The organism is Bacillus sp. GW821-FHT01G09, from assembly GCF_059422205.1.
In genome coordinates this window covers 819,694-846,527 of record NZ_JBWKWL010000001.1, presented here as the reverse complement: position 1 = coordinate 846,527, position 26,834 = coordinate 819,694, and the positions used below count along the sequence as shown (strand labels likewise).

Annotated in this window: 26 protein-coding genes and 4 riboswitches; of the genes, 11 read left to right on the top strand and 15 right to left on the bottom strand. The window is 45.2% G+C overall.

Features of this window, described 5'->3' with window-relative positions:
* Window positions 1-96: 96 nt before the first annotated feature.
* Window positions 97-768 (top strand): DUF3298 and DUF4163 domain-containing protein, encoded by a 672-nt coding sequence (locus AC07VD_RS04230; protein WP_494721527.1) that lies wholly within the window; start codon window positions 97-99, stop codon window positions 766-768.
* 41 nt (window positions 769-809) lie between these two features.
* Here AC07VD_RS04230 and AC07VD_RS04225 read toward each other — a convergent pair whose 3' ends face one another.
* Window positions 810-2,003, bottom strand: a complete 1,194-nt coding sequence (locus AC07VD_RS04225) for a NupC/NupG family nucleoside CNT transporter (protein ID WP_003227216.1) — start codon at window positions 2,001-2,003, stop codon at window positions 810-812.
* Between the two features lie 127 nt (window positions 2,004-2,130).
* Window positions 2,131-2,232, bottom strand: a riboswitch (purine riboswitch).
* A 385-nt stretch (window positions 2,233-2,617) separates the two neighbouring features.
* On the opposite strand from AC07VD_RS04225, the gene AC07VD_RS04220 reads away from it, so the two are divergent.
* The 5 genes from AC07VD_RS04220 (at window position 2,618) to AC07VD_RS04200 (ending at window position 7,217) form a co-directional block, all read left to right on the top strand.
* The gene (locus AC07VD_RS04220; protein WP_100505986.1) at window positions 2,618-3,466 is read left to right on the top strand and encodes a methyltransferase domain-containing protein; all 849 of its coding nucleotides are present in this window, start codon (window positions 2,618-2,620) and stop codon (window positions 3,464-3,466) included.
* Window positions 3,467-3,621: 155 nt separating this feature from the next.
* Window positions 3,622-5,040, top strand: a complete 1,419-nt coding sequence (locus AC07VD_RS04215) for a GntP family permease (protein ID WP_129092809.1) — start codon at window positions 3,622-3,624, stop codon at window positions 5,038-5,040.
* Window positions 5,041-5,063: 23 nt separating this feature from the next.
* Window positions 5,064-5,780 carry a CoA transferase subunit A gene (locus AC07VD_RS04210; RefSeq protein ID WP_124059444.1) on the top strand — a complete coding sequence of 239 codons (717 nt, stop codon included), beginning with the start codon at window positions 5,064-5,066 and terminating at the stop codon, window positions 5,778-5,780.
* Entirely contained in the window at window positions 5,777-6,427 is a 651-nt protein-coding gene (locus AC07VD_RS04205; RefSeq protein ID WP_017697224.1) for a CoA transferase subunit B, read from the top strand. Before AC07VD_RS04210 ends, AC07VD_RS04205 begins: the two co-directional genes overlap by 4 nt.
* A gap of 16 nt (window positions 6,428-6,443) precedes the next feature.
* Window positions 6,444-7,217 (top strand): 3-hydroxybutyrate dehydrogenase, encoded by a 774-nt coding sequence (locus AC07VD_RS04200; RefSeq protein WP_014481333.1) that lies wholly within the window; start codon window positions 6,444-6,446, stop codon window positions 7,215-7,217.
* Between the two features lie 51 nt (window positions 7,218-7,268).
* On the opposite strand, the gene AC07VD_RS04195 is transcribed toward AC07VD_RS04200, so the two are convergent.
* The 9 genes from AC07VD_RS04195 to AC07VD_RS04155 all read right to left on the bottom strand — a co-directional run bounded on the left by AC07VD_RS04195 (window position 7,269) and on the right by AC07VD_RS04155 (window position 15,082).
* Window positions 7,269-8,405: a 5-methyltetrahydropteroyltriglutamate--homocysteine S-methyltransferase gene (locus AC07VD_RS04195; RefSeq protein ID WP_124059440.1), complete on the bottom strand. Its 1,137-nt coding sequence runs from the start codon at window positions 8,403-8,405 to the stop codon at window positions 7,269-7,271.
* A gap of 77 nt (window positions 8,406-8,482) precedes the next feature.
* A riboswitch (SAM riboswitch) is annotated at window positions 8,483-8,589 on the bottom strand.
* 68 nt (window positions 8,590-8,657) lie between these two features.
* Window positions 8,658-9,791 (bottom strand): 5-methyltetrahydropteroyltriglutamate--homocysteine S-methyltransferase, encoded by a 1,134-nt coding sequence (locus tag AC07VD_RS04190; protein WP_494721528.1) that lies wholly within the window; start codon window positions 9,789-9,791, stop codon window positions 8,658-8,660.
* An 82-nt stretch (window positions 9,792-9,873) separates the two neighbouring features.
* A riboswitch (SAM riboswitch) is annotated at window positions 9,874-9,980 on the bottom strand.
* A gap of 65 nt (window positions 9,981-10,045) precedes the next feature.
* On the bottom strand, window positions 10,046-10,534 hold the full coding sequence (locus AC07VD_RS04185) for an LURP-one-related/scramblase family protein (RefSeq protein WP_151869970.1): 489 nt from the start codon (window positions 10,532-10,534) through the stop codon (window positions 10,046-10,048).
* A gap of 128 nt (window positions 10,535-10,662) precedes the next feature.
* On the bottom strand, window positions 10,663-10,926 hold the full coding sequence (locus AC07VD_RS04180; protein ID WP_010886640.1) for a hypothetical protein: 264 nt from the start codon (window positions 10,924-10,926) through the stop codon (window positions 10,663-10,665).
* A gap of 289 nt (window positions 10,927-11,215) precedes the next feature.
* A complete protein-coding gene (locus tag AC07VD_RS04175) occupies window positions 11,216-11,344 on the bottom strand; it encodes a hypothetical protein (RefSeq protein WP_003227241.1) in 129 nt (42 codons plus the stop codon).
* Between the two features lie 104 nt (window positions 11,345-11,448).
* Window positions 11,449-12,681 carry a peptidase T gene (gene pepT / locus AC07VD_RS04170; protein ID WP_024571478.1) on the bottom strand — a complete coding sequence of 411 codons (1,233 nt, stop codon included), beginning with the start codon at window positions 12,679-12,681 and terminating at the stop codon, window positions 11,449-11,451.
* A 49-nt stretch (window positions 12,682-12,730) separates the two neighbouring features.
* A complete protein-coding gene (gene yxjL / locus AC07VD_RS04165; RefSeq protein ID WP_071577813.1) occupies window positions 12,731-13,387 on the bottom strand; it encodes a two-component system response regulator YxJL in 657 nt (218 codons plus the stop codon).
* A complete protein-coding gene (yxjM, locus tag AC07VD_RS04160; protein ID WP_217017297.1) occupies window positions 13,374-14,591 on the bottom strand; it encodes a two-component system sensor histidine kinase YxjM in 1,218 nt (405 codons plus the stop codon). The genes yxjL and yxjM overlap by 14 nt, the downstream gene beginning before the upstream one ends.
* 17 nt (window positions 14,592-14,608) lie before the next feature.
* Window positions 14,609-15,082, bottom strand: coding sequence for a CcdC protein domain-containing protein (locus AC07VD_RS04155; protein WP_342819402.1), 474 nt, complete (start codon window positions 15,080-15,082; stop codon window positions 14,609-14,611).
* A gap of 225 nt (window positions 15,083-15,307) precedes the next feature.
* On the opposite strand from AC07VD_RS04155, the gene galE reads away from it, so the two are divergent.
* Window positions 15,308-16,330: a UDP-glucose 4-epimerase GalE gene (gene galE, locus AC07VD_RS04150; protein ID WP_342819403.1), complete on the top strand. Its 1,023-nt coding sequence runs from the start codon at window positions 15,308-15,310 to the stop codon at window positions 16,328-16,330.
* A gap of 33 nt (window positions 16,331-16,363) precedes the next feature.
* Here the strand turns inward: galE and AC07VD_RS04145 are convergent, their stop codons facing one another.
* Window positions 16,364-17,293 carry a DUF4352 domain-containing protein gene (locus tag AC07VD_RS04145; protein WP_021480973.1) on the bottom strand — a complete coding sequence of 310 codons (930 nt, stop codon included), beginning with the start codon at window positions 17,291-17,293 and terminating at the stop codon, window positions 16,364-16,366.
* Between the two features lie 270 nt (window positions 17,294-17,563).
* Window positions 17,564-17,666: riboswitch (guanidine-I (ykkC/yxkD leader) on the top strand.
* Between the two features lie 76 nt (window positions 17,667-17,742).
* Between AC07VD_RS04145 and AC07VD_RS04140 the strand changes: the two genes are divergently transcribed.
* Complete coding sequence (locus tag AC07VD_RS04140; RefSeq protein ID WP_003242615.1) at window positions 17,743-18,579, top strand: YitT family protein; 837 nt, start codon at window positions 17,743-17,745, stop codon at window positions 18,577-18,579.
* A 41-nt stretch (window positions 18,580-18,620) separates the two neighbouring features.
* Here AC07VD_RS04140 and AC07VD_RS04135 read toward each other — a convergent pair whose 3' ends face one another.
* Window positions 18,621-20,078, bottom strand: coding sequence for an aldehyde dehydrogenase family protein (locus tag AC07VD_RS04135; RefSeq protein ID WP_217017294.1), 1,458 nt, complete (start codon window positions 20,076-20,078; stop codon window positions 18,621-18,623).
* A 183-nt stretch (window positions 20,079-20,261) separates the two neighbouring features.
* Here AC07VD_RS04135 and AC07VD_RS04130 point away from each other — a divergent pair, with 183 nt between their 5' ends.
* From AC07VD_RS04130 to AC07VD_RS04120, 3 genes are all read left to right on the top strand, one after another.
* Window positions 20,262-21,155: a PucR family transcriptional regulator gene (locus AC07VD_RS04130; RefSeq protein WP_494721529.1), complete on the top strand. Its 894-nt coding sequence runs from the start codon at window positions 20,262-20,264 to the stop codon at window positions 21,153-21,155.
* Window positions 21,156-21,275: 120 nt separating this feature from the next.
* The gene (gene msmX / locus AC07VD_RS04125) at window positions 21,276-22,373 is read left to right on the top strand and encodes a maltodextrin ABC transporter ATP-binding protein MsmX (RefSeq protein ID WP_003242648.1); all 1,098 of its coding nucleotides are present in this window, start codon (window positions 21,276-21,278) and stop codon (window positions 22,371-22,373) included.
* A 103-nt stretch (window positions 22,374-22,476) separates the two neighbouring features.
* Window positions 22,477-23,316 (top strand): polysaccharide deacetylase family protein, encoded by an 840-nt coding sequence (locus tag AC07VD_RS04120; RefSeq protein ID WP_494721530.1) that lies wholly within the window; start codon window positions 22,477-22,479, stop codon window positions 23,314-23,316.
* A 13-nt stretch (window positions 23,317-23,329) separates the two neighbouring features.
* On the opposite strand, the gene AC07VD_RS04115 is transcribed toward AC07VD_RS04120, so the two are convergent.
* The 3 genes from AC07VD_RS04115 to cimH all read right to left on the bottom strand — a co-directional run bounded on the left by AC07VD_RS04115 (window position 23,330) and on the right by cimH (window position 26,750).
* A complete protein-coding gene (locus AC07VD_RS04115; RefSeq protein ID WP_024571471.1) occupies window positions 23,330-23,530 on the bottom strand; it encodes a YxzE family protein in 201 nt (66 codons plus the stop codon).
* 57 nt (window positions 23,531-23,587) lie between these two features.
* Entirely contained in the window at window positions 23,588-25,276 is a 1,689-nt protein-coding gene (locus AC07VD_RS04110; protein WP_494721531.1) for a M56 family metallopeptidase, read from the bottom strand.
* 121 nt (window positions 25,277-25,397) lie between these two features.
* Window positions 25,398-26,750: a citrate/malate transporter CimH gene (cimH, locus tag AC07VD_RS04105; protein WP_003227271.1), complete on the bottom strand. Its 1,353-nt coding sequence runs from the start codon at window positions 26,748-26,750 to the stop codon at window positions 25,398-25,400.
* Window positions 26,751-26,834: the final 84 nt, after the last annotated feature.

The window sequence follows — 26,834 nt, the reverse complement described above, 5'->3', positions numbered from 1 at the left end:
TAGACCTAGAAACTTCTTTCGATTTAATCAGTCTATAAAAGTGTGTATTGCTTAAATAAGGGAATGATAAACAACGACATCAAAGGAGGAGATTGTATGAAATGGAATAAAATGCTGAAAGCCGCGGGGATTGCAGTCTTGCTTTTTTCCGTATTTGCATATGCGGCCCCATCTTTAAAAGCAGTTCAAGCGAAAACACCGACTGTCAGCACCCATACGTACAAAAAGATCAAGGAGTTAACGTATCCACAAGTGCATCACATCGGGAATGCCGCGTTTGAAAAGAAAATCAATCAAGAGCTGAAAGCCTACATTGAACAATCGTATCAGGAATACCTGAAAAACAAAAAAGCAGGCGAACAGCAGGGCTTTAAAACGGAATATCAAACATCCTTCAGCGTCAAATACAATGCGGCAGACAAGCTCAGCATTCAAACACTCAATTATATCTATTCAGGGGGCGCCCACGGTTTAACGTCTGTCCAGTCCTTCAACTATGACTTGAAAGCACAAAAGCGGGTGACGCTGGATCAGATTCTGAACACCAAAACAAAAGTCAGCAAAACGAGAGATTACCTATATAGCTATATCAAAAAACACGATGAGCTGTTTTTCCCTGATGTAAAGAAAGAGGATATAACCCTAAACAAAGACACAATGTTTTACTTTACGGCAAACGGGATCGCCATCGTCTTCGGCCAGTATGACTTGGGGCCTTATGCAGCGGGAATCCGGGATGTGCAGGTGCCAGCCTCTATTTATCAATAATGAAAAGAGCCATATCCGAAAAGGGATATGGCTCAATGTTTCTACCACACAAACAGGCCGACAATCGCAGCACTTAATAAAGATACCGCAATTCCGCTGACGAGCAGTTTCCACACGTTTCTCCCGATGACCGTTGACTTTTCTCCGTCAAGGATCGAATTGTACGTGCCGTAAATCATGCCGACAGTACTGAAGTTTGCAAAGGACGTCAGGAATGTCGTCGCCACCGCAACGGTGTGAGGCGGAAGGGATTTGAGATTGTTTTTCAAGTCAAGCATCGCAACAAACTCGTTTGTTGCTAATTTCATGCCCATCAGCTGAGCAACATACATCGCATCGTGCACTGGCAGTCCAAGCAGGAATGCGAACGGACTGAACAGATAAGCAAAAATCGTCTGGATGGTCAGGCCGTGTACGAAAACGCCAAGAATGCCATTAACTGCTGACGTTAATGCGACATATCCGATCACCATTGCCAAAATAACGATCACCATGTTCATGCCGACAAGCATACTGTTAGAAATCGTAGAGAAAAAGTCTTTCTTCTCTTCTTTAGGCGGTGTATAGATGATATCTTCATCCTCCGGCACGTGAACAGGATTCAGCAGGTTTGCGATAATCAGCGCGTTTAAGCAGTTCAAAGGAATGGCTGTAAACACGTATGTCGCAGGCACCATTGAAAGATAAGATCCGATAATGGAGCCGCTGATGCTGCTCATGCTCATTAAGCCGAATGTGAGCAGGCGGTTGTTGCTTAAAACCGTTAGCTGCTGGCGGATAACCGCAAGTGCTTCGGTATTTCCAAGAAACATCATTTGAATAGAGAAAAAGCTTTCTAATTTCGGCAAGCGGGAAGCCTTTGAAATCACCCATCCGATTTTATCAATCAGCCAAGGCAAAATGCCGAAATACGTTAAAATATCAAAGAATGTGACGATAAAGATAATTGGAAGAAGCGCACTAAAGAAAAAGTCTACTGTTTCATTCGCCATCACTGACGGAAAGGCAAACGCGATACCGTCACTGGCGCAAGCAATCAGCCAAGTGAAGAAATCACCGATTTTACCGATAGCCCAGCTTCCGACTTTTGTTCCCAGCATAAACCAAGTAATCAGCAATTCCAGAACAATTAACGTAATGATCGGGCGCCACTTGATTTTCTTTTTCTGCGGAGAACATAGGAATACAACTGCCATAATCACAATGAGACCGACAAGGTTTAGTAAAAAGTACATGATAGCAACTCCTATGAGGGTTATTATGGAAACAAAAAAAGCTCTTATTCTTCACAAATTCTGGAAGTGCAGAAAGTGTGAAAAATAAGAGCAAACAGAAAAGAACTTGTCCTTTTCAACTCGTTCAAATTTATTCAAACTTTCTTGTAGTCTAGTTTTTTACGGTTACTAGGTAGAAACAATCAGACCATATTACTGATCATATACAAGAATGTCTTTTTCTAAGATGATAGCAGTATTTTATCCTTTCACTTTTTGAAAATCAACCTTTTTAACTATTTTCACAATAATAAAATTTATATTCTAAAATGAGAAAATAAAGGAAAAACATGCTGGATTGCTATGCTGATATGATGTTGGCGGGATACCAGCATGTCAGTACTGATTTTTCTTCACTATAAGGTTCCAGCTCCTGGATATTTGTTGTATGATGGAAACGGGGAAACCCATAGAGCAGAAAGGGAGTTTTTTTCATGATTATCCAATTCATTCGTTATAGATAATGACAGGTGTAGACAAACTGCCAGACCTGGCCAATTTTTGAGATAGGCCTAGGTTTATTTGTCTATGCCTTTTTCATTTATCTAAAAATGAATGAATGAGGTGTTTTTATCATGAAGCGAACAGTTGATTTCAGCATGTTTCGATGCCCGCTCTGCGTTTCTTCTATGGATGCGGCATCAGGGAAAAGCTTGATTTGTACAGAACGAGGACATACATTTGATCTATCTCGGCACGGCTACGTGAACTTTCTGACGAAGCCGGTCAAAACCAGTTACGGTGCTGAGCTTTTTGAAGCGAGGAGCAGGCTGATTGGAGAATGTGGTTTTTTTGACCCGCTCCATGATGCGATTGCAGAACTCATCAGTCATCCCACATCTGGTCATGAGGCATTCACCATCCTGGACAGCGGTTGCGGTGAGGGTTCTCATTTGAATGCGCTTTGCGGGTTTGATTATGCAGGGAAAGCAGCGATAGGAACCGGCATAGATCTTTCGAAAGATGGGATCTTAAAAGCTTCTAAGGCATTCAAAGATCAGATGTGGGCGGTTGCCGATGTGGCGCGTGCTCCTTTTCATGATCGCCAATTTGATGTTGTTCTGTCTATTTTTTCGCCGTCCAATTATGCAGAGTTTCATAGACTGCTGAAGAATGATGGCATGCTCGTAAAAGTAGTGCCGCGAAGCGACTATTTAATAGAATTAAGGCAATTTTTATATACTGATTCACCAAGGCGCACGTATTCCAATGCGGCAGCTGTTGAGCGTTTTACAGCAAATGCTGCACACAGCCGTCCTGTCAGGCTGCGCTATGTTAAAACGCTTGACCAGCAGGCGATCCACTGGCTTCTCAAGATGACGCCGCTTGCCTGGTCGGCGCCGAAAGATCGAATCAGCCTGCTGAAAGAGATGAAAACAGCCGATATTACGGTTGATGTTGATATCCTAATAGGAATGAAATGAATGGCAGAGGAAAGCTCCGAAAAAAGGAGCTTTCCTTTTTTAATCGGAATAGTTGGCTCACGCTTCTCGTACATATATGGAAAGGGGACGGAAACAGCCGATGCGGACAGGTTTTTGTAAACGCTTTCTAGTTCGCGGAAACGGGGGATGTGTGTGTGGAACTGATCATCATTCTATTGGCGTTAGGTTTGCTGATGTTTACGGCGTATCGGGGATTTTCTGTCATATTGTTTGCGCCGATTTGCGCGTTATTCGCGGTGCTGCTGACAGATCCAAGCCATGTGCTTCCTTTTTTCTCATCAATTTTTATGGAGAAGATGGCGGGTTTTATTAAACTGTATTTCCCAGTGTTTTTGCTCGGTGCCATTTTTGGAAAGGTCGTTGAAATGGCCGGGCTTGCGGCATCAATCGCGAAAACAATTGTCCGGCTTGTCGGGGCAAAAAGAGCGATACTTGCCATTGTGCTGATGGGTGCTGTCTTGACGTACAGCGGTGTCAGCCTGTTTGTTGTCGTATTTGCCGTATATCCTTTTGCGAAAAACATGTTCCAAGAAGCAAACATACCAAAACGCCTCATCCCGGGAACGATTGCTTTAGGGGCTTTTACGTTTACGATGGACGCACTTCCGGGAACGCCGCAAATCCAAAATGTCATTCCGACGTCGTTTTTCAAAACAGACATTTATGCCGCCCCTTGGCTGGGCTTGATGGGCGCAGTGATTGTGCTGGCAGCTGGGATGCTCTATTTGGAATCAAGGCGGAAAAAAGCGCAGGCATCTGGCGAAGGCTATGGCGGTTTTGATTCGCAGAATGCTCCTGCTCCTGAATCGATTGAGTCCGCGGCTGAACCGGACAAAAGCCCGATTCGGCACGCGCTTGCCTTTGTCCCGCTTATTCTCGTCGGTGCAGTGAATAAATATTTTACCATTTACCTGCCAAAGTGGTATCCGAATGGATTTGATTTTTCTTCCATAGGATTAAAGGAGTTCGGCAGGCTTGATACTTCTTCAGCGGCTGCTATTTGGTCGGTGGAGATTGCTTTAGTGATTGGCATCATCACAACGATTTTATTTGATTGGAGAAGTGTGTTTGCCCAATTGAAGGAAGGGCTGAATGAAGGAATTGGCGGCGCCTTGCTGGCATCTATGAATACGGGTGCCGAGTACGGGTTCGGCGGCATTATCGCCGCGCTGCCGGGGTTTCATAAGCTGAGCAGCGGAATTTCACATACTTTTACCGATCCGCTTGTAAATGGCGCCGTTACGACAACTGCGCTGGCGGGAATCACCGGCTCGGCTTCAGGAGGAATGGGCATTGCGTTAAGCGCGATGTCAGAACAATACTTACAGGCGATTCAGGCTTACAATATTCCGCCAGAGGTGATGCATCGGGTCATTTCAATGGCATCAGGCGGGATGGATACACTGCCGCATAATGGCGCCGTTATCACGCTTCTGGCCGTGACGGGTTTGACACACCGGCAATCCTATCGCGATATTTTTGCGATCACGCTCATTAAAACGGCTGCCGTATTTGCTGTGATCGCGATTTACAGCCTGACTGGTCTAGTGTAGAAGAAAACGAAAGGGGCATCAATATGGGAAAAGTGCTGTCATCAAGCAAGGAAGCTGCGAAATTGATTCATGATGGGGATACGCTGATCGCGGGAGGGTTTGGGCTGTGCGGCATCCCTGAACAGCTCATTTTGTCTATAAGAGATCAGGGGGTAAAGGATTTAACCGTTGTCAGCAATAACTGCGGAGTGGATGACTGGGGGCTTGGTTTGCTTCTGGCTAACAAGCAAATCAAGAAAATGATCGCTTCCTATGTCGGTGAAAATAAAATTTTTGAGCGGCAGTTTTTAAGCGGAGAGCTTGAGGTCGAGCTTGTTCCCCAAGGAACGCTCGCTGAGAGAATTCGTGCAGGCGGTGCAGGCATACCGGGATTTTATACGGCGACAGGCGTCGGCACCTCCATAGCCGAGGGAAAGGAACATAAAACATTCGGCGGCCGGACTTATGTGCTGGAGCGAGGCATTACCGGCAATGTGGCGATCGTCAAAGCGTGGAAAGCGGACACCATGGGCAATTTGGTTTTTAGGAAAACGGCGAGAAATTTCAATCCCATTGCCGCCATGGCAGGCAAGATCACGATTGCCGAGGCGGAAGAAATCGTGGAAGCAGGAGAGCTCGATCCAGATCACATCCATACGCCGGGAATTTACGTACAGCATGTCGTGCTTGGCTCGAGCCAAGAAAAACGGATAGAAAAACGAACAGTTCAGCAAGCATCGGGAAAGGGTGAGGCCAAGTGAAGGAAGCGAGAAAACGAATGGTCAAACGGGCTGTACAAGAAATCAAGGACGGCATGAATGTGAATCTCGGGATTGGAATGCCGACGCTTGTCGCAAATGAGATACCCGATGGCGTTCACGTCATGCTTCAGTCGGAAAACGGCTTGCTCGGAATCGGCCCCTATCCTCTGGAAGGAATGGAAGACGCGGATTTGATCAATGCGGGAAAGGAAACGATCACTGAAGTGACGGGCGCCTCTTATTTTGACAGCGCTGAGTCATTCGCGATGATAAGAGGCGGGCATATCGATTTGGCTATTCTTGGCGGAATGGAGGTTTCGGAGCAGGGGGATTTGGCAAATTGGATGATCCCCGGCAAAATGGTAAAAGGGATGGGCGGCGCCATGGATCTCGTCAACGGGGCGAAACGGATCGTTGTCATCATGGAGCACGTCAATAAGCATGGCGAATCAAAGGTGAAAAAAACATGCTCCCTTCCGCTGACAGGCCAGAAAGTCGTACACAGGCTGATTACGGATTTGGCTGTATTTGATTTTGTAAATGGCCGCATGACACTGACGGAGCTTCAGGATGGTGTCACAATTGAAGAGGTTTATGAAAAAACAGAAGCTGATTTCGCTGTAAGCCAATCTGTACTTAATTCTTAATGGGAAGGTGTTTGACATGAGAAAACAAGTCGCTTTGGTGACAGGGGCTGCCGGCGGAATCGGATTCGAAATGGCAAGAGAATTCGCCCGGGAAGGTGCCAGCGTCATCGTTTCAGACCTCCGTCCGGAAGCATGTGAAAAAGCAGCCTCCAAGCTTGCAGAAGAAGGCTTTGACGCGGCGGCCATTCCGTATGATGTGACAAAGGAAGCGCAAGTTGCTGATACGGTGAACGTCATCCAAAAACAATACGGCCGCTTGGATATTCTGGTGAACAATGCCGGTATTCAGCACGTCGCTCCGATTGAAGAGTTTCCGACAGACACCTTTGAACAGCTGATCAAGGTCATGCTGACGGCCCCCTTTATTGCAATGAAGCATGTTTTTCCGATCATGAAAAAACAGCAGTTTGGCAGAATCATTAATATCGCGTCTGTTAATGGATTAGTCGGCTTTGCAGGGAAATCCGCTTATAATAGCGCCAAGCACGGCGTCATTGGACTCACAAAAGTAGGGGCGCTGGAAGGCGCGCCCCACGGCATAACAGTCAATGCGCTCTGTCCGGGTTATGTCGATACCCAGCTTGTACGCAATCAGCTTAGCGATCTATCGAAAACTAGAAATGTCCCTTACGACTCTGTACTTGAACAAGTCATTTTTCCGCTTGTGCCGCAAAAGCGACTGCTTTCCGTCAAGGAAATTGCGGATTATGCCGTGTTTTTGGCAAGTGAGAAGGCGAAGGGCGTCACTGGGCAGGCTGTCGTCCTTGATGGGGGCTACACCGCACAATGACATAAAAAACACACTTGCTCCGCTAGGGAATCAAGTGTGTTTTTTCTTTGCTTATTTCCAAACATCATTAGCGATCTCAACCACATGGCGGAGCTTCGCCCATTGCTGTTCTTCAGTCAGCTTATTGCCTTCCTCAGTTGAAGCGAATCCGCATTGAGGGCTGAGGCAAAGCTGGTCTAAGCTTACATAACGGGATGCTTCTTCGATACGGCGTTTCACGTCATCCGGATTTTCAAGCTCACCGAATTTAGATGTCACTAAGCCAAGAACAAGCTGAAGATCAGACCGTTTTACGTAACGGAGCGGCTCAAATCCGCCTGAGCGTGAATCATCATACTCTAAGAAAAGTCCGTCAAGATTCAAGCCGTCAAAAATGGTTTCGGCTGCTGCGTCATAGCCGCCTTCCGCTGTCCAAGTGGACTGGAAGTTGCCGCGGCAAATATGCATGGTTACCGTCAAGTCATCCGGGCGGTCTGCAATCGCGTCGTTAATAGATTTCGCAAACAGCTGGCGAAGCTCATCAGGCGTTGTTCCGAACGCTTCGATTTGTTTTAAGCCTTTTTCTGATAAGAAAACGGCCCACGCTGTATCATCAAGCTGGAGGTAGCGGCAGCCTCTGTCATAAAACGCTTGAATCGCTTTTTTATATGCTTTGGATACATCATGCTGGAAAAGGTGATAATCTTTTTTATACGCATCCTTTTCCAGTTTTCCGCGGAAAAACAGCATATTCGGGCTTGGAATCGTCATCTTTGGCGTTGCGTCACCGGCAATGCTATGGAGAAATGAATAATCTTCAAGCATTGGGTGAGTTGAAAAGTCGATATCGCCTGTGACTTTAATGCCACGTGCTTTTGTCTGTACGTTATGGAATTGAATGCCTTGCTCAGGAGTAAACGGCTCAACGCCATCTAAGTTTTCCAGGAAATCAAAGTGCCACCACGCTCTGCGGAATTCACCGTCTGTCACGACGTTCAGGCCGGTTTCCTTCTGTTTTTCCACAATGCGGATGATTTCATCGTTTTCAATTTGGCGAAGCTGCTCAGCCGTAATTTCGCCGGCCGCTTTTTGCAGCCGCGCTTTTTTAACGGGCTCAGATCTCAACAGGCTTCCGACTTGATCCGCGCGAAACGGCGGTTTTTTTCTTTGAAGTGATTTTTGTTCTGCGGGTGTTGTTTGTTGTGACATGTTGTCCATTCCTTCTTTCCATTCAAATATAAAAAAGCTCTTCCTTTGGATAAGGAAGAGCTTGCGTGACAATCTCAACCTTATCTTCAAGAGCAATCATTGCTCTAAAGGATTTAGCACCATTCTGTTAAACAGCGGTTGCCGGGTATCGCAGGGCCAGTCCCTCCACCTCTCTTGATAAGGAAAACCTTTTTATGAAATTTTCTGATAGTATCTATTATTCACACATTTTCTATTTCTGTCAATGATAGATTATCTCCACACATCGTTGGCAATGTCGATGACATGGCGAAGCTTTGCCCATTGCTGCTCCTCTGTCAGAAGGTTGCCTTCTTCTGTAGAGGCGAAACCGCACTGCGGGCTCAGGCATAGCTGGTCCAAGCTGACAAAACGCGCGGCTTCATTGATACGGCGTTTCACATCCTCAGGATTTTCAAGCTCGCCGTATTTCGATGTGATCAAGCCGAGCACAATTTGCAGATCCTTGCGCTTCACAAAACGGAGCGGATCAAAGTTTCCGGAGCGGTCATCATCGTATTCCAAGAACAGGCCGTCAAGGTTTAAGCCGTCCAAAATCGTTTCCGCTACAGCGTCGTACCCTCCTGATGCCGCCCAGGTTGAGCGGAAGTTGCCGCGGCAAATGTGCATTGTGATCGTTAAATCGCCAGGCCGGTCTGCCACTGCATCGTTAATCGTTTTGGCAAACAAGGCAGGCAATGTTTCTGGATCGCCGCCGAGCGCCCGGACAACCTCTCTGCCTTTTTCCTCAAAGAAGAGAGACCATGACGTATCATCGAGCTGGAGATAACGGCAGCCAGCATCATAGAAGGCTTTGATTGCTTTTTTGTACGCTTGGGCCAGATCATGAAAATATTCCTCTTGATCGTCATAAATCCCTTTATCCGCTTTTTCGCCAAAAAACAGCATATTTGGGCTGGGAATGGTCAATTTTGGCGTCGCGTTACCGGCAATCTCATGTAAAAATTGATAATCAGCAAGCGCTGGGTGGCTCGTAAAATCGAGTTTTCCCGTCACTTTGATGCTGCGCGCTTTCGTTTTTGTGTTATGGAACTGAATCCCCTTAGCCGGGATGAACGGTTCCACACCGTCAAGCCCTTCCAGGAAGTCATAATGCCACCAAGAACGCCGGAATTCCCCGTCTGTTACCACATCGAGACCGATTTCTTTTTGTTTTTCCACGATGCGGATGATCTCTTGATTTTCGATATCACGAAGCTGTTCTGCTGTCATCTCACCAGCCGCTTTTTTTTGCCGGGCTTGCTTTACCGGAACGGAACGAAGCAAACTGCCGACATGATCGGCGCGGAAAGGTGCTTTGCGTTGTTTTTCTGTTTTTTGTCCTGCAACATTCGTTTGTTGAGCCATGTTATTCGCCTCTTTTCTGAAATATTGAGCATGTAAAAAGCTCTTCCTTTGTGTAAGGAAGAGCTTGAACGATCAAATCTCCGCCTCATCTGCAAGAACGCAATGTTCTTAAGGATTTAGCACCATTCTGTTTGAAACAGCGGTTGCCGGGTATCATAGGGCCAGTCCCTCCACCTCTCTTGATAAGGTATAACTTCATATTCAGATTTCAATTATCTTAATATTATTACTTTTGGATCAATTGTCAATGCTTTTTAGAGAATACTTTCATCTTCATCGTTATATAAAACCATATCAAGCACGATAGCGATGGCAGTGCAAATCAGAACATCTTCCTCGTTTGCAATCTCCAAGTGATAGGAATCACCCCAGCTTAGCCACTTTTTGCTCACTGACATCCGGACATTTTCCCCGTCCGTCAGCTGGAATTCATCCCTCCATAAATCACCATCGATTTCCCAGTTAAGCCCGGAAATCACAAATTTCGGTTTGAAAAACGTTACTTTCTTCGTTACCTCACAAACTGTTTTCCCGCCAATTGAAATCTCATAGCGCGGCAATAAAGACATTAGTTTTTGTTCTATGGAAACGAGCGTTTTCCCAGATGAGTCTGTCATTTGTAATGAGTCTCCTAACGAGAAAAAACGCCCCTCCACCTTGAATGTTTCTTGTTCATCCCGGTCATAAATGTGAAATGCATCTTTAAATGAGAACATTTTTTGTTTCATAAATAACTCGATCATTGCTGAAGTCTCCTTTGGGTTTGCCTTGTATGAAATTACGGATAGGTGGCGAAAAGGTTTCAGGCTCTAAATCAAAACAATTTTAAAAGGCTGCGTGATTCAGCAGCCTTTTCGTTTGAAATATAGAATTAGGAAAGATGCATCCGGCGTTTTTGGCGGATGGCGTCAAGGTCGATTAGGTTGTTGTGATGAGGTGCGGCTGCTGGCAGAGGGCTTGTCTTTTGCGGTTTGCGGCGATTGTCCTTGCTGAAAGAAAAAAGAAGATAGCCGCATAATGCGATGATAATAAATAGGATCATATTACATACCTCCCAAAAAAAGTTTTGGTACTCTCTATTGTACGGATAAAATGCCAAAAAGTATTCAAAAAATTCTAAATCAATAAATAACAAGAAACTGTCCCTCTAAAACAGTATAACCTTATGACCTGAAAATAGTCTTGAATCACGCTGTTTGCTCTTGTTGATGATTGGTTCTATAGTTACTATCGACGATAAAATAAATTCCTTTATATAACTTTTAACCTAAGTTTCCGTAATTCAAATTACCTGTTTTTAGGTGCTGTTTTCTTGCTTGTTTGGTTTATACCCTATTTTGCGGAATTGAACACAAAAAACCCAAATTTCGGAGCATTTGGGCGGTACGGGTGAATACGGATTGTATCTTGGGGATTTGAATGTTTTATTTGAAGAAGCGTTTGAACATTTTTCTGATTTTTTGAAATGGGCTGGATTTCTTTTGCATGTTAAGCGGCCTGGAAATGATCCATTTTTTCAAGAGACTCTTTGCAGCGATTGCATGTTTTGTCATTGTTTTTCCTCCTCATTTGTTGATACTTGTTTTACGGAGGACGCGTTTAAAATGTTTCATTTTCACACAAAAAAGCCAGTCCTTTTTTGGACTGGCTTTTGGCATTAGGCTTGCGCTTCAAACTGCTTTGCAATCTCAACGATGACATTTACGGCTTTGACCATATTATCAACTGAGATGTATTCAAATTTGCCGTGGAAGTTTTCCCCGCCTGTAAAGATGTTTGGCGTCGGAAGCCCCATGTAGGACAGCTGCGATCCGTCGGTGCCGCCGCGGATGGGGGAAATCTTCGGTTCGATGCCGAGGTTTTCCATCGCTTGCTTGGCAATGTTGACGATTTCGATGACAGGTTCAATTTTCTCTCTCATGTTGTAGTATTGGTCGTTCATATCCAGCAGAATCCGGTCTTGCCCGTATTCGTTTTGAAGTTCTTCAACGGCACGCTTCATTGTTTCTTTTCTGTTTTGGAAATTCTCTTTGTCAAAGTCTCTAATAATGTAGTGGAGCTTTGTTTCCTCTACGTCTCCTTGAATCGACAGCAGGTGATAGAAGCCTTCATAGCCTTCCGTATATTCAGGCGCTTCGTCTGCCGGCAGCAGGCTGTTCAGCTTCATCGCGATTTTCGCAGAGTTGATCATTTTCCCTTTAGCTGTTCCGGGATGTACGTTGTTGCCTTTAATCGTAATTTTTGCGGCAGCGGCATTGAAGCTTTCGTATTCAAGCTCGCCGAGCGGCCCGCCGTCAACCGTGTAGGCAAAGGATGCATTGAACCGTTTCACATCAAATTTGTGCGGCCCTCTTCCGATTTCTTCATCAGGCGTAAAGGCGACTCTGATTGTGCCGTGCTTGATTTCAGGGTGTTTGATGAGGTAATCCATGGCTGTCATGATTTCAGCGATACCGGCCTTATTGTCTGCGCCGAGAAGGGTGGTGCCGTCTGTGGTGATGAGTGTATGGCCCTTATAGCCGGACAGCTCAGGGAATTGATCAGGTGACAGGGTGACCTGCAGCTGCTTGTTGAGAACGATGTCTTTTCCATCATAGCTTTCGATGATTTGCGGATTCACGTTTTTGCCGGTAAAGTCTGTAGCGGTGTCGACGTGAGCGAGAAAGCCGATTGTCGGCACGTCTTTTTCAGTATTGGAGGGAAGAGTTGCCATGACATAGCCGTTTTCATCAATGGCTGCATCCTGCATGCCGATGGACTTCAATTCATCAACGAGCATGTTTCCTAATGTCAATTGGCCGGGTGTGGAAGGACAAGTGTCAACGGATTCATCGGACTGTGTGTCGACTTTTACATATGTAGTAAACCGTTCAATGATTTCTTCTTTCATTTCCAATCATCTCCTTTGTCTTATTTTAGCATGGCGGGATGAGAGATTTCTATTGCACAATACCGTTTCGAATGGCAAATACGACTGCCTGTGTCCGGTCTTGGGCATTGCATTTTTGCAGGATGCGGTGCACGTGGGTTTTCACAGTGCTTTCACTGACGAAAAGCTTTTCAGCAATATCCTCATTTCTCAATCCGTAGGCCATTTGCTGAAGAACCTCAAGCTCTCTTTTGGTGAACGGCTCTGCCAGTTCTTCGGCATGGGGCTGTTGCTTCGCTCGAAATGTCTCACTGATAATTTTAGCAGCTGTGACTGTACGGAAAATCGCCTCGCCTCTCGCCGCAGCGCGAATCGCATCTATCAACTCCTCAGGAAGTGTATCCTTCAGCAGATAGCCGACTGCGCCCGCACGGATGCCTTCAAATACGTATTCTTCCGTGTCAAAGGTGGTTAAAATGACTATCTTTGTATCTGGAAGTGCGGACATAATGTCTTTCGCCGCTTCGATGCCTGAGCAATGCGGCATCTGGACATCCATGAGGATGACATCGGGTTTTGTTTGTTTTGCGAGTGCTATAATATCGTGACCGTCGCCGGCCTCGCCAGAAACTGTCATATCCGTCTGTGCGTTGATGACGTAGCGGAAGCCTTCACGCACAAGCGGCTGATCATCGGCAAGCGCGACGCGTATTTTATCTTTGTTCATCTTTTTGCTCCTTATTCGTTGTCATGAGCGGCAATGACAGCTCAATTTTCAGGCCGCTCGGCTGTACGGCACTGAAAGTAAGGGAACCGCCTGCTTTTTCTGCGCGCTCTTTCATTCCTGTCAGGCCAAATCCATAAGTAAGGCTGCCGGTGAATTGTCCGTCGTCGGTGATTGTGACATAGAGATGGGACTTGTCGTTAGAAATGACGGCCGCCGCATGGGAAGCATCGGCGTGACGAATGATATTGGTCAGCGCTTCCTGCAAGATGCGGTAGATCGTTTCGCTCACGTTTGGAGGCCAAGACTCTTCTGACAGTCCGGCAGTATCTAAAGAAACGTGCAAGCCGCTCCGTTCCTCCACTTGATGAATGAGCCCCCGCAAAGCGGTAAGCCCCACCATCGATTCACTACGGCCCATTTGGTGAACGACAGACCGTACCTCTTGAAGACATTCCCTGGCGACACTCAGTACATTTTGAATGACTTTTTCTGAATCCTCCTTGCTGCTTTTGAGTATATAGGGAAGAGATTGAAGCTGAACAATCACAGAAGTCAGCTCGTGACCGATGCTGTCATGAATGTCGCGGGCGATTCTTGTACGTTCCTCAAGGACCGCGTACCTTAATGAAAGAACAGAAGCCTCCTGCAGCTCTGCATGCGCTTTCTGGAGTTCTTTATGAGCATGCTCCAGCTGCACATGCATTTTTGCCAATTCAGCATGATTCCGTTCAGCCTCCCTTCTTGCTTCTCGTCTGAAACGCATGGAGGAGAAGAAGACGTAGAGTCCGATCATGATCGAGATGTTGCTGATGATGGTATTCAAGCTTCCTCCATGTGAGGATAGGAGTAATATGTTGCCTCCAATTAAACATGCTGTGAAGATCAAGGATAGCCGTGAAGGGAGTCTAAAGGCGGCATATATCATTAAAAATACAATCAAAAAATAGGCGGCACCCTGCTCTTGGCCGGAAACAGCCCAAAAGAAATCGGTCAGGAGCCAGAGTCCGATGAATATGCTCAAACTAACAGCAGTGGATACCACATAGGGAATGATCCAAATGAATGCTAAGTATACCGCAAATACAAATGCTAACAAAATGGGATCAGCCTTAGTTGGATGAGATAAAAATTGTATGCAATTCAAAATGAGAATAAGGCTCGGCACAAGCTTCTTGTAGTGCCGAGCCGGAGATTGTCCGTTCATGCTGGTCCTTCTTTCGGTTATTGAATGGATACTTTGCCGGCGGTCAGCCGTCTGTATGCTTTGTAAAGCATGATGTTGCGGGCTGTGATGGTGCCGAGGGGAACGAAGAACATAGAATGAATAATGGCAATAAACATCTCGTTGCTCTCAGGCAGCCATGTTCTCGCGGCCATGCGCAAAGAAAGTATCACTAGAATGAGGATAACACTCCCAAGTGAGCCGCGTGAAGTGATCTTTCCGGTATCTGGGTGAATCCGCACGTTTACCATCTTTCCAATGCCAAACCCGCAGACCAGCCCGATCAGTAATAAAATGCCGCTGATCGCCACATGTAATACGGAATGAAAATACGCCGGCTGAAACGATGCAGATACGCCCCATAAGAGCAACAGTGGAATGATCAGCAACTTTCCGGGCTTTACCGTTCTTTCTCGATACATCGATAAAATAATAAGAATCAATACAATAAAAATATAAGGGCTCATCGCCATGTCATCAAATCCTTTCTGCATTAAGCATAGCGAAAATAGGAAAGAAAAACGTCAACCGGCAGATTGATTTTTCAGCTCTATACTTGCTCGCTGCATAAAGGTATGAAAATGCTAATAATATATGAAGAAACTATTAATAAACGATTAAACTTCTTAAAAATGGATGTGGACCGGTTCTAAACACTATATAATGAAAACAGGTCATTTTTTAGGAGGGTTTACATCATGGCAATACTTGTTACTGGCGGGGCCGGGTACATTGGCAGCCACACATGTGTTGAATTATTGAACAGCGGCTACGAGATTGTTGTTCTTGATAATCTGTCCAACAGTTCGGCTGAGGCGCTGAACCGTGTCAAGGAGATTACGGGAAAAGATTTAACGTTCTACGAAGCGGATTTATTGGACCGGGAAGCGGTAGATGCGGTTTTTGCTGAAAATGAAATCGAAGCTGTGATTCATTTTGCTGGGTTAAAAGCAGTCGGTGAATCTGTGGCGATTCCGCTCAAATATTATCATAACAATCTGACAGGAACGTTTATTTTATGCGAGGCCATGGAGAAATTCGGCGTCAAGAAAATCGTATTCAGTTCATCTGCGACAGTGTACGGCGTTCCGGAAACATCGCCGATTACGGAAGACTTTCCATTAGGTGCGACAAACCCTTATGGGCAGACGAAGCTCATACTTGAACAAATATTGCGTGATTTGCATACAGCCGACAATGAGTGGAGCGTTGCGCTGCTTCGTTACTTTAACCCGTTCGGCGCGCATCCAAGCGGACGGATCGGTGAAGACCCGAACGGAATCCCAAATAACCTTATGCCGTATGTGGCACAGGTAGCAGTCGGGAAGCTTGAGCAATTAAACGTATTTGGAAATGACTATCCGACAAAAGACGGGACAGGCGTACGCGATTATATTCACGTCGTTGATCTCGCAGAAGGCCACGTCAAGGCGCTGGAAAAAGTATTGAACTCTACAGGAGCCGATGCATACAACCTTGGAACAGGCACAGGCTACAGCGTACTTGAAATGGTCAAAGCCTTTGAAAAAGTGTCAGGGAAAGAGGTTCCGTACCGTTTTGCGGACCGCCGTCCGGGAGACATCGCCACATGCTTTGCAGATCCTGCGAAAGCCAAGCGGGAACTGGGCTGGGAAGCGAAACGCGGCCTTGAGGAAATGTGTGCTGATTCCTGGAGATGGCAGTCTTCAAATGTGAATGGGTATAAGAGTGTAAAATCATAAAAAGAAGGGCAGGGTTTTCCCTAGCCCTTCTTTTTATTTATCTAAGTTTATTTCAAATGTAAATGGATTGATTGTAATATCATAGTTTTCGGAAGATCCTTCTAAAATGACGTTAGCTGTTTTGCTATCGATTTTAGGGAAAACAATAACCCCTTCAGTTTTAACCCCAGGTAAGATTTCGCTTTGAATTTCAGGATACTCAGAAAGGTCAGATTTAGGCTCAATCTGTTTATTATCAGCTGTAATTTTGGCATTGAAGTCATAAAAGCTGATTTCATCTTGTGATTTGTTTTCTATCTTTACATAAAGGCGAGTTTCTTTTTCAGCAAGTTCAACTTTTTGAAGCGTGAGTGCAAATCCGTGCTGGTTTTGTGTTTTATTCACGTTAATTGTTTTTTTAGCAGGAGCAAACGCTGTTGCATAGTCGCTTTTTTCAATGGAATCGGCAATGATTCTTGGTGCTGAAACAGAACCGCCCAATGCGTTTTCCCCATCATATTTGTCTTTCACTGTACCGACTACATGAATAATGTCGTCATCTTTAATGTCTAAATCAGAGTCGTCGCTCATTATAAGCGTATTTTTGCTTAACTTTTCTGGATTATTGTAGCCTTGGAGATATGTACCATCATCGTCTTGTTCAACGTCAAAAACCTTTACATACAGATCAACTTTATAATTTTTAAATTGATCGGCATTGGTATATAGTTTTTCTATATCGGTCTTTTGTACTGTTTTTGTCGACTTTTTAGAATCGGAGCTGGTTGTTGTAGTAGAAGCTTGAGAATCTCCGCTGTTTCCAATGTTTGCAATAATGATAATGAGTACTATCGCTAGAATGATCGTAATGATTTTATGTCTCATAAAAAAATTACGTTGGTCTTTACCGCAGTTCGGACATTTTTTAACACCCTTTGCAATCTCTTGACCGCAAGCTTTACAGTGTGTTAGTTTACCTGACATAATATTTCCTCCTATGTAATTAAATGCTTAATATATATTCTATTTTGCCTATATATTTCTGTGTAGTCAATGATAAATCAGAAATATTATTTTAGTTTTTTCTTAAAAAAGGTACTTTGTATCATATCGGTCAAATTTTTCATTTATTAACAGCAGTCATCTTTTTTATTCCTATTAATTTACCGATTAAAACTCCGTAAATACCCCTTGAACCAATTCGAACCGTCCCTTATAATGCTAATATTGGAAAGTGAAAAGGATATGATAAAAACAGTGGTTTTCTAGGGTTCCGCAATGCAAATTGGACTGTGACCGAGAGAAAACACATAGCAGCTTGGCTGTTATGACACGGTGGGATAAAAGCCCAGGAGTTTCTGCTCTTTTTCGAGAGCGTTCTCCTGGGTTTTTTTATTTGCTAGAACAGAACAATGAGAAGGAGTGTTTTCGTGATGAAAAAGAGAATGTTGGATGTACTTATGCTTGTGATTGGCGCTTTTTTCTTCGCGCTTGCGGTTAATTTATTTGCGATTCCCAATGATCTTGGGGAAGGCGGAGTCACTGGGATTACGCTGATATTGTATTATCTGTTTCAATGGTCTCCTGGTGTCACGAACTTTATCTTAAATGCGTTTTTGCTTTTAATCGGCTACAAGTTTCTGGATGGAAAAACAACGGTTTATACGATCATTGCGGTTGCGGCAAATTCGCTTTTTCTTCATCTGACACATGGGTGGAGCATTCCGTCTGATGAATTGATCATTAATACGATTTTCGCAGGTGTATTTGCGGGAGTCGGGATCGGCATGATTATCCGGGTCGGCGGGACGACAGCCGGTTCCGCAATTTTGGCCAGAATTGCTAATAAATATTTAGACTGGAATATCAGCTATGCGCTCTTGTTTTTTGATTTAATCGTAGTATTTAGCTCTTATTTTATTATTGGTGCAGAAAAAATGATGTTTACGATCGTGATGCTGTATATCGGTACCAAAGTGATGGACTTCATTATTGAAGGTTTGAATACGAAAAAAGCCATTACGGTCATTTCAGAAAATAAGAGTGAGATTGCAGAGCAGGTAAATACCTTGATGGATCGGGGCGTGACGATTTTATCAGGGAAGGGAAATTATACGGGCCAGTCAAAAGAGATTTTGTATATCGTCATTAACAAACAGGAGCTGTCTATGCTGAAAAAAATCATTAGAAGCTGCGACAAAAAAGCGTTTGTGATCGTACATGACGTACGCGATGTGTTTGGCGAAGGGTTTGTGGATATATCTAAATAAAGAAAAATCCCTCTGTACTTGAAACAGAGGGATTTTTTCATTTAGAACGGATATTTGCGGTATTGCTTCTGTATCGAAATCCATTTCGTCACGGTAAATTCCTCGACGACCCACGGATTGCCGAAACGGCCGACACCGCTTGCTTTGTTGCCGCCAAAGGCAATATTCGGCGAATCATTGACGGACTGGTCGTTGACATGGGTCATGCCGCTGTCAATTTGCAGGGCGAACTTTTCGCCTTTTTCTAAATCAGAAGTGAAAACCGCAGAGCTGAGACCGTATTCAGTATCATTTGCCATGTCAATCGCTTCCTGGTCGCTGCCAGCTTTAATAATGGTTGCGATTGGGGCAAACAGCTCCGTTTGGGCAATTTTGCTGTTGTTGTCCGCACCGACAAAGACGTACGGCGTCAGCACGTTTCCGACGCGTTTTCCTTCAACCGCAAGCTCAATGCCGTCTGCCTTTGCCTGCTCAATGATCTCCAGCGCTTTCTCGATTTGGCGCTCGTTGATCAGCGGGCCGACAACGGTTTTCGGATCGGTTTGATCGCCGTACGGAAGCTGTTTGACACGGGCGGTGAATTTTTCTGCAAACTCATCGTATACATCTTGATGAACGATGATCCTGTTGATAATCATACAGATTTGTCCCTGGTGAATAAATTTTCCGAAAATCGCGGCATCCACAGCACGATCGACATCCGCATCTGAAAGAACGGCAAATGGATTGTTGCCGCCGAGCTCAAGTGCCATTCGTTTGAAGGCACGCCCGGCGATTTCACCGATGTGGCGCCCGACTGCTGTTGATCCTGTAAAGCTGATTAATCTCGGGATTGGATTGGTGAGCATGCCGTCCCCGATTTCCCTTACATCCGTCAGCATGACGTTAAGGACACCGTCAGGAAGACCGGCGTGTTCAAACGCTTTCGCAATGATGGTCCCGCCGGAAAGAGCGGTTTGGATATCAGGCTTGTGAACAACACTGTTACCCAGCGCAATTGCGGGCGCAATGGATCTCATAGATAAATTCATCGGAAAATTAAATGGAGAAATCGATGAAATGACACCAAGCGGAAGGCGGTAAATCTTATTGGTTTTCCCTTCAATGTCGGATGGCACCTCTTTGACGCCGCCTAATTCACCAGTATACGTCATGGCTTCATCTAAAATCGCAATCGTTTGTTCCAGCTCGATTGTTGATTTAATGATCGTTCCGCCAGTTTCGCGGGCGATCATCATAATGATGTCATCACGGTTTTCGTGTAAATAGCCGCGCGCTTTTTGCAGCACGGCTTTTCGGTCTTCCGTCGTGCTCTTGGTCCACTCTTTTTGGGCTTTCTGTGCAATGTCAAACGCATCCTCAAGCTGTTTGCCCGTTGCCAAAGATGCTGTTGTGATCACAGACTGGTCATACGGATTCAAAATGTCCTCCGTACGTCCGCTTTCTCCCCCAGTCCATTTTCCGTTGATAAAACTTTTGTTTAACGTTTCGAAACTCATAAGATGACCCTCCTTTGGTCCTGCATGTCTTCTTCTATTTCCGCTGAAGCCAATATGTAAACGAATGAGGTTTCCCTTTCAGTTTCTCGTCTATCTATACCGGATATACTCTTTTTTAGTGGAGAACATGTGTGTTTCGCCTTATACTGAATATACAGATCCTTACATAAGAGAGGAGACTCTATGAAATCGCTGCTGGCTATTTATCCCGGTTCGATTGTGTCTGAGGAGCTTTGCATAAGGGAAGGCTGTCTATGTTTTTTTGATGAGAGCAATCAGAGATATATCTCCATTCCGAAAACAGAGATCAGTGAAAAAGAAGTATTGGTGCTGCAGGCATTTTTGACGCCTGCGGATGAGGGCAATCAAATGTCTATGAAATCACCTGAGGAAAACAAGTGGTTTTCGTTCCTTTTTTCCAAAGGGGAATTGCCGGCGTACATAAAGAAACGGACGAGATTTGTTCACTTTCATTTGTTCGGCAAAATAGAAAGGACGTCCTTTACGGAAGCGGTTCGCCATTTTTGGCCGGTGTCTTTTGTGATTGTGTGGATCCATGAGGACAGAGGCGTGATTGTCGAGCAGGAAAGTGAAGCGGCGGCGGAGAAGGGCGAACTGGAATCGCTCGCAAAGGTTCTTGAAAGTGATTTCTACTTCAGTGTCCGTTTTTACGCCGGAAGATTTTACGAGCCGGATGAGTGTCTGCGAAAACATTATGCTCGTGAACAGGCGTATTTCCTGTTTGCTGAAAAACGGCTGCCTCAGGTGCAGAGTGTGACCTTTGAGATGATCTTTCCTTTTCTATTATTAGAAAAAGAAAAAGAAAAACTGGAAACGCTGCTCTCTGAAGAAGCTGAGCTTTTATTTGGAAGTGAAGCTGAGCTAAGGAAGACCATTAAGCTGTTTATTGAAAACAACTCAAACGTCACATTAACAGCGAAAAAGCTGCATCTGCATCGCAACAGCCTGCAATATCGGATTGATAAATTTATTGAGCGGTCAGGGATAGATATCAAATCGTACAAAGGCGCGCTTCTTGCCTATTTTATCTGCCTGCAAAATGAAAGTTCAGAATAAATTGGAAATATGCACGAAAAATGGCTGGGTGATTTTATGAACGCTGCCCATTTTAGCGAGAGGGAATTGCTGTTACACTCAATATAAGAAAGCGTTTACAATAACAAAGGGGGATGTTAGATGGCTGAATTGCGGATGGAGCATATTTATAAATTTTATGATCAAAAGGAACCGGCGGTTGATGACTTTAACCTTCATATTGCCGATAAGGAATTTATCGTATTCGTCGGCCCGTCCGGCTGCGGGAAATCAACGACGCTGCGAATGGTCGCAGGACTTGAAGAAATTTCGAAAGGCGATTTTTATATTGAAGGAAAACGGGTCAATGATGTAGCGCCAAAGGACAGGGATATCGCGATGGTATTTCAGAACTACGCGCTCTATCCGCATATGACGGTCTACGATAATATCGCGTTCGGGCTCAAGCTTCGGAAAATGCCGAAGCCTGAAATCAAAAAAAGAGTAGAAGAAGCCGCTAAAATTCTCGGGCTGGAGGAATATTTGCACCGTAAACCGAAAGCGCTGTCAGGCGGACAGAGACAGCGGGTTGCGCTGGGCCGGGCAATCGTGCGGGATGCAAAGGTGTTCCTGATGGATGAGCCTTTGTCAAACCTGGACGCGAAGCTGAGGGTGCAAATGCGGGCGGAAATCATTAAGCTCCACCAGAGACTGCAGACTACTACGATTTATGTGACGCATGACCAGACAGAAGCGCTGACGATGGCGACACGGATTGTAGTCATGAAAGATGGGAAAATTCAGCAGATCGGGACGCCGAAGGATGTTTATGAATTCCCTGAAAACGTCTTTGTCGGCGGGTTTATCGGATCACCGGCGATGAACTTTTTCAAAGGGAAGCTCACGGATGGCTTAATCAAAATCGGTTCTGCGGCATTAACCGTCCCGGAAGGAAAAATGAAAGTGCTGCGTGAAAAAGGCTATATCGGCAAAGAGGTCATCTTTGGCATCCGTCCTGAGGATATACATGATGAATTGATTGTCGTCGAATCATATAAGAACTCTTCGATTAAGGCGAAAATCAATGTTGCAGAGCTGCTCGGTTCTGAAATCATGATTTATTCGCAGATCGACAACCAAGACTTTATTGCGCGGATCGACGCCCGCCTCGATATTCAATCGGGCGATGAACTGACGGTTGCATTTGATATGAATAAAGGCCATTTCTTTGACAGTGAGACAGAAGTGAGAATCCGATAAGATCAAAAAAACCGGACATGGGATGTCCGGTTTTTTGCTATTGAAAATCTCAGAATCAAACCGATGAAAAAGGAGGAAGAAATAGACAGAAAGCAGGAGGACGATGAAACGATTGTTTTTAAGCATCTTTCTTTTGGGCAGCTGTTTGGCTCTTTCGGCTTGCGCTGATCAAGAGGCGAATGCAGAGCAGCCGATGCCAAAAGCGGAACAAAAGAAACCGGAAAAAAAGGCAGTACAAGTTCAGAAAAAAGAAGACGATACATCCGTATGGATCAAAACAGAGAAACCGGCAAAGCTGCCGATTTTGATGTACCACAGCATTTCTTCAGGAAACAGCCTCCGTGTGCCAAAGAAAGAATTCGAGGCGCATATGAAGTGGCTTCATGATAACGGCTATCAGACATTAACGCCAAAAGAGGCGTATCTCATGCTGACGCAGGATAAAAAACCGAGTGAGAAGTGCGTGCTGATCACATTTGATGACGGGTACACCGACAATTATCAAGATGCGTATCCGGTGCTGAAAAAGTACGGGATGAAGGCAACGATTTTTATGATCGGCAAATCGATCGGACATAAGCACCATCTGACAGAGGAACAAATGAAGGAAATGGCACAGCACGGCATATCGATTGAAAGCCATACGATTGACCACCTTGAGCTGAACGGATTAACGCCTCAACAGCAGCAAAGCGAGATGGCTGATTCGAAAAAGCTGTTCGACAACATGTTTCATCAGCAAACCTCCCTCATCAGCTATCCGGTAGGGCGCTACAATGAGGAGACGCTGAAGACCGCTGAAAAAACAGGCTATCAAATGGGCGTGACGACAGAACCGGGCGTGGCTTCAAGAGACCAGGGAATGTATGCCCTCCATCGTGTGCGCGTGTCCCCAGGCATGTCAGGCTCGGCTTTTGGTGCGTACATCGAATCAATGAAATAAAAAAAGGCGGCGTTTAATCGCCGCCCCCTCCGCCGCCACAGCCGGAATCGCTGAAACCTCCGTCACTGCTGCATCCATCATGGTGTGAGCCGTTGTCTGAATAACCGAAATACCCGCTGTCCGCCTGCTGGCGGCTTTTATTTTCCGATGGCTGCGGCTGAATGACTGAAAGAAAAACAATAATAGATATAAACAATAAGATGATCACAATCACTTCGCGTCACTCCCTTTTTTCACCATATCTGTTATACGGATGAAACGCTGACCGGTTTCATTTCAAAGTGATCGATTCTTTCAGGCGGTCTCTGAGCCAGCGCTTCAGCACCCCATGTCCTTTGTTTGACAATAAAGTGCCGACACGCCAATACATAGGGGGATGAGGAGCGAACTGAAAATCAATCAATCTGAAAAACCAGCTTTTATCACGGGTGAGAGAATCAATTTGAAGCTCGTCTTCACCTGCTTCAGAGCTGTAGGCACTTTGTTTCTGTATGTCCTCATCCTGCCGAACCGCCAAGATTCTCAAGGCTTCAGCCATTTGTTTGTAACCGCCCCCCAGCAATGATGCGCCAAGGTTGTCAGCACGCACCTCCATCCATTGTGAACAAAAGGATTGATAGAGCTGGAACAGGATAATGATTGCCATAATGAAAGCCCAAAGCGCAATTTTGTGGGCCTCGGGATGGGTGATATGCTGCTCAAATAAGAGGAAAATTCCAACGACAGCTCCAAGATATAGAAAACGCAAAAGCTGTGATGACAGAACGTCACGTTTTTTGATATGAATCGCCTCATGGGCCAGAATGCCTTCAATGACACGCTGTGGAAGTGTTAGTGTGGCGCTTGTTAGGATGACCATTGACCTCCCGACATTCATGCCTACTGCCATTCCGTTGTAATCATCACTCTCCGTTTCGTATATGCGGACATGGGAAATGCCGGCCGATCGGAAAATCTTATCGGCCGCTGCCTGTACATGCGGATGATGACAAGGCTTGGCGTCCATTGCCGCCCGCAACACACGGTCTGACATATACATGTTGAATACCCAATACAGGATTACGGCAACAGCCATGACCCATGGAGAGGCGTGTAATGCGTATAACGCGAGCACCAATAAGGCGTAAGCGGATACCCCTTTTACGCTGGCGGCAAAATAAAGCTTCCCGAGCAGCCGCTTCACATTTTTTCTATGATAAAACGGCAAAACAGAAATCACATTGTCCACATTGTTTTCTGCATCTGTGTATTCCTGGAGAATTGTTTTCCATTTTTGCGGTTCCTTCACCGTCAGAAACAGTGTTTCGCCGGGAAGAGACAGTTTAATGACTTGCTGAAAGCTTGTTGTCAAATCTAAACGGGATGAATACATCGTCAGAAGCGGATGGAGCTTTAAGAGATCAGCTGTTGATTCAAGCTGAATGTCCTTCAAATCGGAAAGCGGGTATGTACGGGTTTCATAGTGTGAGCTGATATGCAATTTTTCTAAGGCAGCTGAATAAAAAACCTTTACGCTGAAAACATTCAGTATACGCTTTACCAGTGCCCCTCCGCCGGAGATCATGCCGAGAAGGATCACATATTTGAGAGGGCTTGTGTCAGGTCCATAGATGAAAAAAATAACAGCCCCTGCAAACACAATGGCGGTCAGCGTAATGTCTGACAGGAGACGTGTTTTGTTTCTGGCCAGCTCAATTTTCTGCCAGTCTCCCGAAGGTTTTTCCACACGCTCTGAAACAATGAGATCCATTGCAGTCCAATAGCAGAAGAACATTGTCGCGATTGAGACAATGCCGTCCATGAATGAGAGATGAGAGAAGATGTAAATTGCAGCGCCGACCCAAAGAACAATATCAATCCAGAAGTCTACGGCCGGGATGAGTTTTGCTGCCAGGGCTGATATCAAATAAAATCCCAGCCCGAGAAGCATAAAGAGAAATAGATGAGTTCCCATAGGCATGCCATATTCCTTTCTATCTAGTATTTCCAACTATTACTATAGCATGAGGCGGGAACTTGCAAAAACATGGACATGCAAAAAAGCAAGCTCTTTCGTTTGACGAAGAACTTGCTTGCGGGGATCAATAAAACTGGTGAAGCAGCAATAAGGTTAAGGACACTGTGATCGCTCCCCCGATGCGGGTAGATACCTGGGCGAACGGCATTAGCTCAAGCCTTTCAGCGGCGCTTAAAATGGCAACGTCACCCGTACCGCCTTGTCCAGAATGGCACGCATTGATAATGGCGGTTTCAATCGGATACATGTTCAGCCATTTTCCCGTGAAGAAGCCAACGGCCATCATGGTCACAACGACAGACAGAATCGTAATAATATTACTGAGGTTAAAAGCGGCGACAAGCTTGTCCCACGGCGTCATGGATACCCCAATCGCAAAGAGAAGCGGGTAGGTCACAGCTGTTGAAAAAAAGCGGGACACTCCAAACGCGCCATTTTCAATTGAGGCAGGCACCAATCTGAACAGCTTGATTAGAACAGCCAGTAACAGCATGGCAACGGGTGCCGGAAAACCGAAAAAATCGTGAGCGAGCATGCCGACTAAGTATAAAGAAACAGCAAGGATACCGCCTGACGCAAATAAAGAAAGGTTGAACATTTGCTGTCCGCTTTGTGATTCCTCCAGCGCAGGGGACTCTTCTTCGGAGCGGTCCACTTTGCCGTTGCCTGTCCATTCCGGTTTTTTCTTTCCGATTCGGTTCAGCAATCCCGCTAGAATAATCGCGCACAAGCTGCCCAGCATAATCGATGGCAGAACAAGTGCAAACGCTTCCCCTTGAGAAATGGGCATGATGTCAGAATATCCGATGGACAGCGGGATAGCGCCTTCTCCGACTCCTCCAGCCATGATCGGAATGACAATGTACAGCAGGGTATGCTGAAATCCGAGTCCGAGCAATGTCCCGACAGCCAGTCCGACAATAGCGGCTGTGACAGAACCGACAATAAGCGGAATAAAGATTTTCATGAATGCTTTTACGAGTGTTTCTCTTTTCATGCCGAGAATGCTTCCGACGACAATACCGGCGATAAACAAATATAGAAAGTTTGAGTTTTCTGTAAATTCTGTGGTGGATTTGACGATATCATTAGGCAGCAGGTGATAGTACACGACAGCGGACGGAATAAAAGTAGCTAGGATGGCCGGGCCGCCGATAGAACGAACAATCGGTATCGATTTGCCGATTTGGGCAAAGGTAAATCCGAAAAACGCCATGACGGCAATGGATGTCAAAATGTCACTTTTTACATCGTGATGCATAACAAAAACAGTGATTAATATAAACAGCAAGGCATACACAGGAAGCGGTATGATGCCTACTTTTATATTCATGGCTTTCGCAAACCAATTCTCTTTTCGAACCCCTTCGTGAATTGTATCCGTTTGCAATTGCATGTGTGTTTGAAGCTCTCCCATTGAAAAACCTCCCCTATTCTTGATGCAGTGAAATTGTTCACTATGTTAAGTATACTAAAAAATTGAAATTATTAATATATTAAA

What these genes read in the sequence shown, in the direction of transcription:
- AC07VD_RS04230 (WP_494721527.1), top strand. Translation starts at nt 97, where the DNA reads ATGAAATGGAATAAAATGCTGAAAGCCGCGGGGATTGCAGTCTTGCTT.
- AC07VD_RS04225 (WP_003227216.1), bottom strand. Translation starts at nt 2,003, where the DNA reads ATGTACTTTTTACTAAACCTTGTCGGTCTCATTGTGATTATGGCAGTT.
- AC07VD_RS04220 (WP_100505986.1), top strand. Translation starts at nt 2,618, where the DNA reads ATGAAGCGAACAGTTGATTTCAGCATGTTTCGATGCCCGCTCTGCGTT.
- AC07VD_RS04210 (WP_124059444.1), top strand. Translation starts at nt 5,064, where the DNA reads ATGGGAAAAGTGCTGTCATCAAGCAAGGAAGCTGCGAAATTGATTCAT.
- AC07VD_RS04200 (WP_014481333.1), top strand. Translation starts at nt 6,444, where the DNA reads ATGAGAAAACAAGTCGCTTTGGTGACAGGGGCTGCCGGCGGAATCGGA.
- AC07VD_RS04195 (WP_124059440.1), bottom strand. Translation starts at nt 8,405, where the DNA reads ATGTCACAACAAACAACACCCGCAGAACAAAAATCACTTCAAAGAAAA.
- AC07VD_RS04190 (WP_494721528.1), bottom strand. Translation starts at nt 9,791, where the DNA reads ATGGCTCAACAAACGAATGTTGCAGGACAAAAAACAGAAAAACAACGC.
- AC07VD_RS04185 (WP_151869970.1), bottom strand. Translation starts at nt 10,534, where the DNA reads ATGATCGAGTTATTTATGAAACAAAAAATGTTCTCATTTAAAGATGCA.
- AC07VD_RS04175 (WP_003227241.1), bottom strand. Translation starts at nt 11,344, where the DNA reads ATGACAAAACATGCAATCGCTGCAAAGAGTCTCTTGAAAAAATGGATC.
- pepT (WP_024571478.1), bottom strand. Translation starts at nt 12,681, where the DNA reads ATGAAAGAAGAAATCATTGAACGGTTTACTACATATGTAAAAGTCGAC.
- yxjL (WP_071577813.1), bottom strand. Translation starts at nt 13,387, where the DNA reads ATGAACAAAGATAAAATACGCGTCGCGCTTGCCGATGATCAGCCGCTT.
- yxjM (WP_217017297.1), bottom strand. Translation starts at nt 14,591, where the DNA reads ATGAACGGACAATCTCCGGCTCGGCACTACAAGAAGCTTGTGCCGAGC.
- AC07VD_RS04155 (WP_342819402.1), bottom strand. Translation starts at nt 15,082, where the DNA reads ATGGCGATGAGCCCTTATATTTTTATTGTATTGATTCTTATTATTTTA.
- galE (WP_342819403.1), top strand. Translation starts at nt 15,308, where the DNA reads ATGGCAATACTTGTTACTGGCGGGGCCGGGTACATTGGCAGCCACACA.
- AC07VD_RS04145 (WP_021480973.1), bottom strand. Translation starts at nt 17,293, where the DNA reads ATGTCAGGTAAACTAACACACTGTAAAGCTTGCGGTCAAGAGATTGCA.
- AC07VD_RS04140 (WP_003242615.1), top strand. Translation starts at nt 17,743, where the DNA reads ATGAAAAAGAGAATGTTGGATGTACTTATGCTTGTGATTGGCGCTTTT.
- AC07VD_RS04135 (WP_217017294.1), bottom strand. Translation starts at nt 20,078, where the DNA reads ATGAGTTTCGAAACGTTAAACAAAAGTTTTATCAACGGAAAATGGACT.
- AC07VD_RS04130 (WP_494721529.1), top strand. Translation starts at nt 20,262, where the DNA reads ATGAAATCGCTGCTGGCTATTTATCCCGGTTCGATTGTGTCTGAGGAG.
- msmX (WP_003242648.1), top strand. Translation starts at nt 21,276, where the DNA reads ATGGCTGAATTGCGGATGGAGCATATTTATAAATTTTATGATCAAAAG.
- AC07VD_RS04120 (WP_494721530.1), top strand. Translation starts at nt 22,477, where the DNA reads ATGAAACGATTGTTTTTAAGCATCTTTCTTTTGGGCAGCTGTTTGGCT.
- AC07VD_RS04110 (WP_494721531.1), bottom strand. Translation starts at nt 25,276, where the DNA reads ATGCCTATGGGAACTCATCTATTTCTCTTTATGCTTCTCGGGCTGGGA.
- cimH (WP_003227271.1), bottom strand. Translation starts at nt 26,750, where the DNA reads ATGGGAGAGCTTCAAACACACATGCAATTGCAAACGGATACAATTCAC.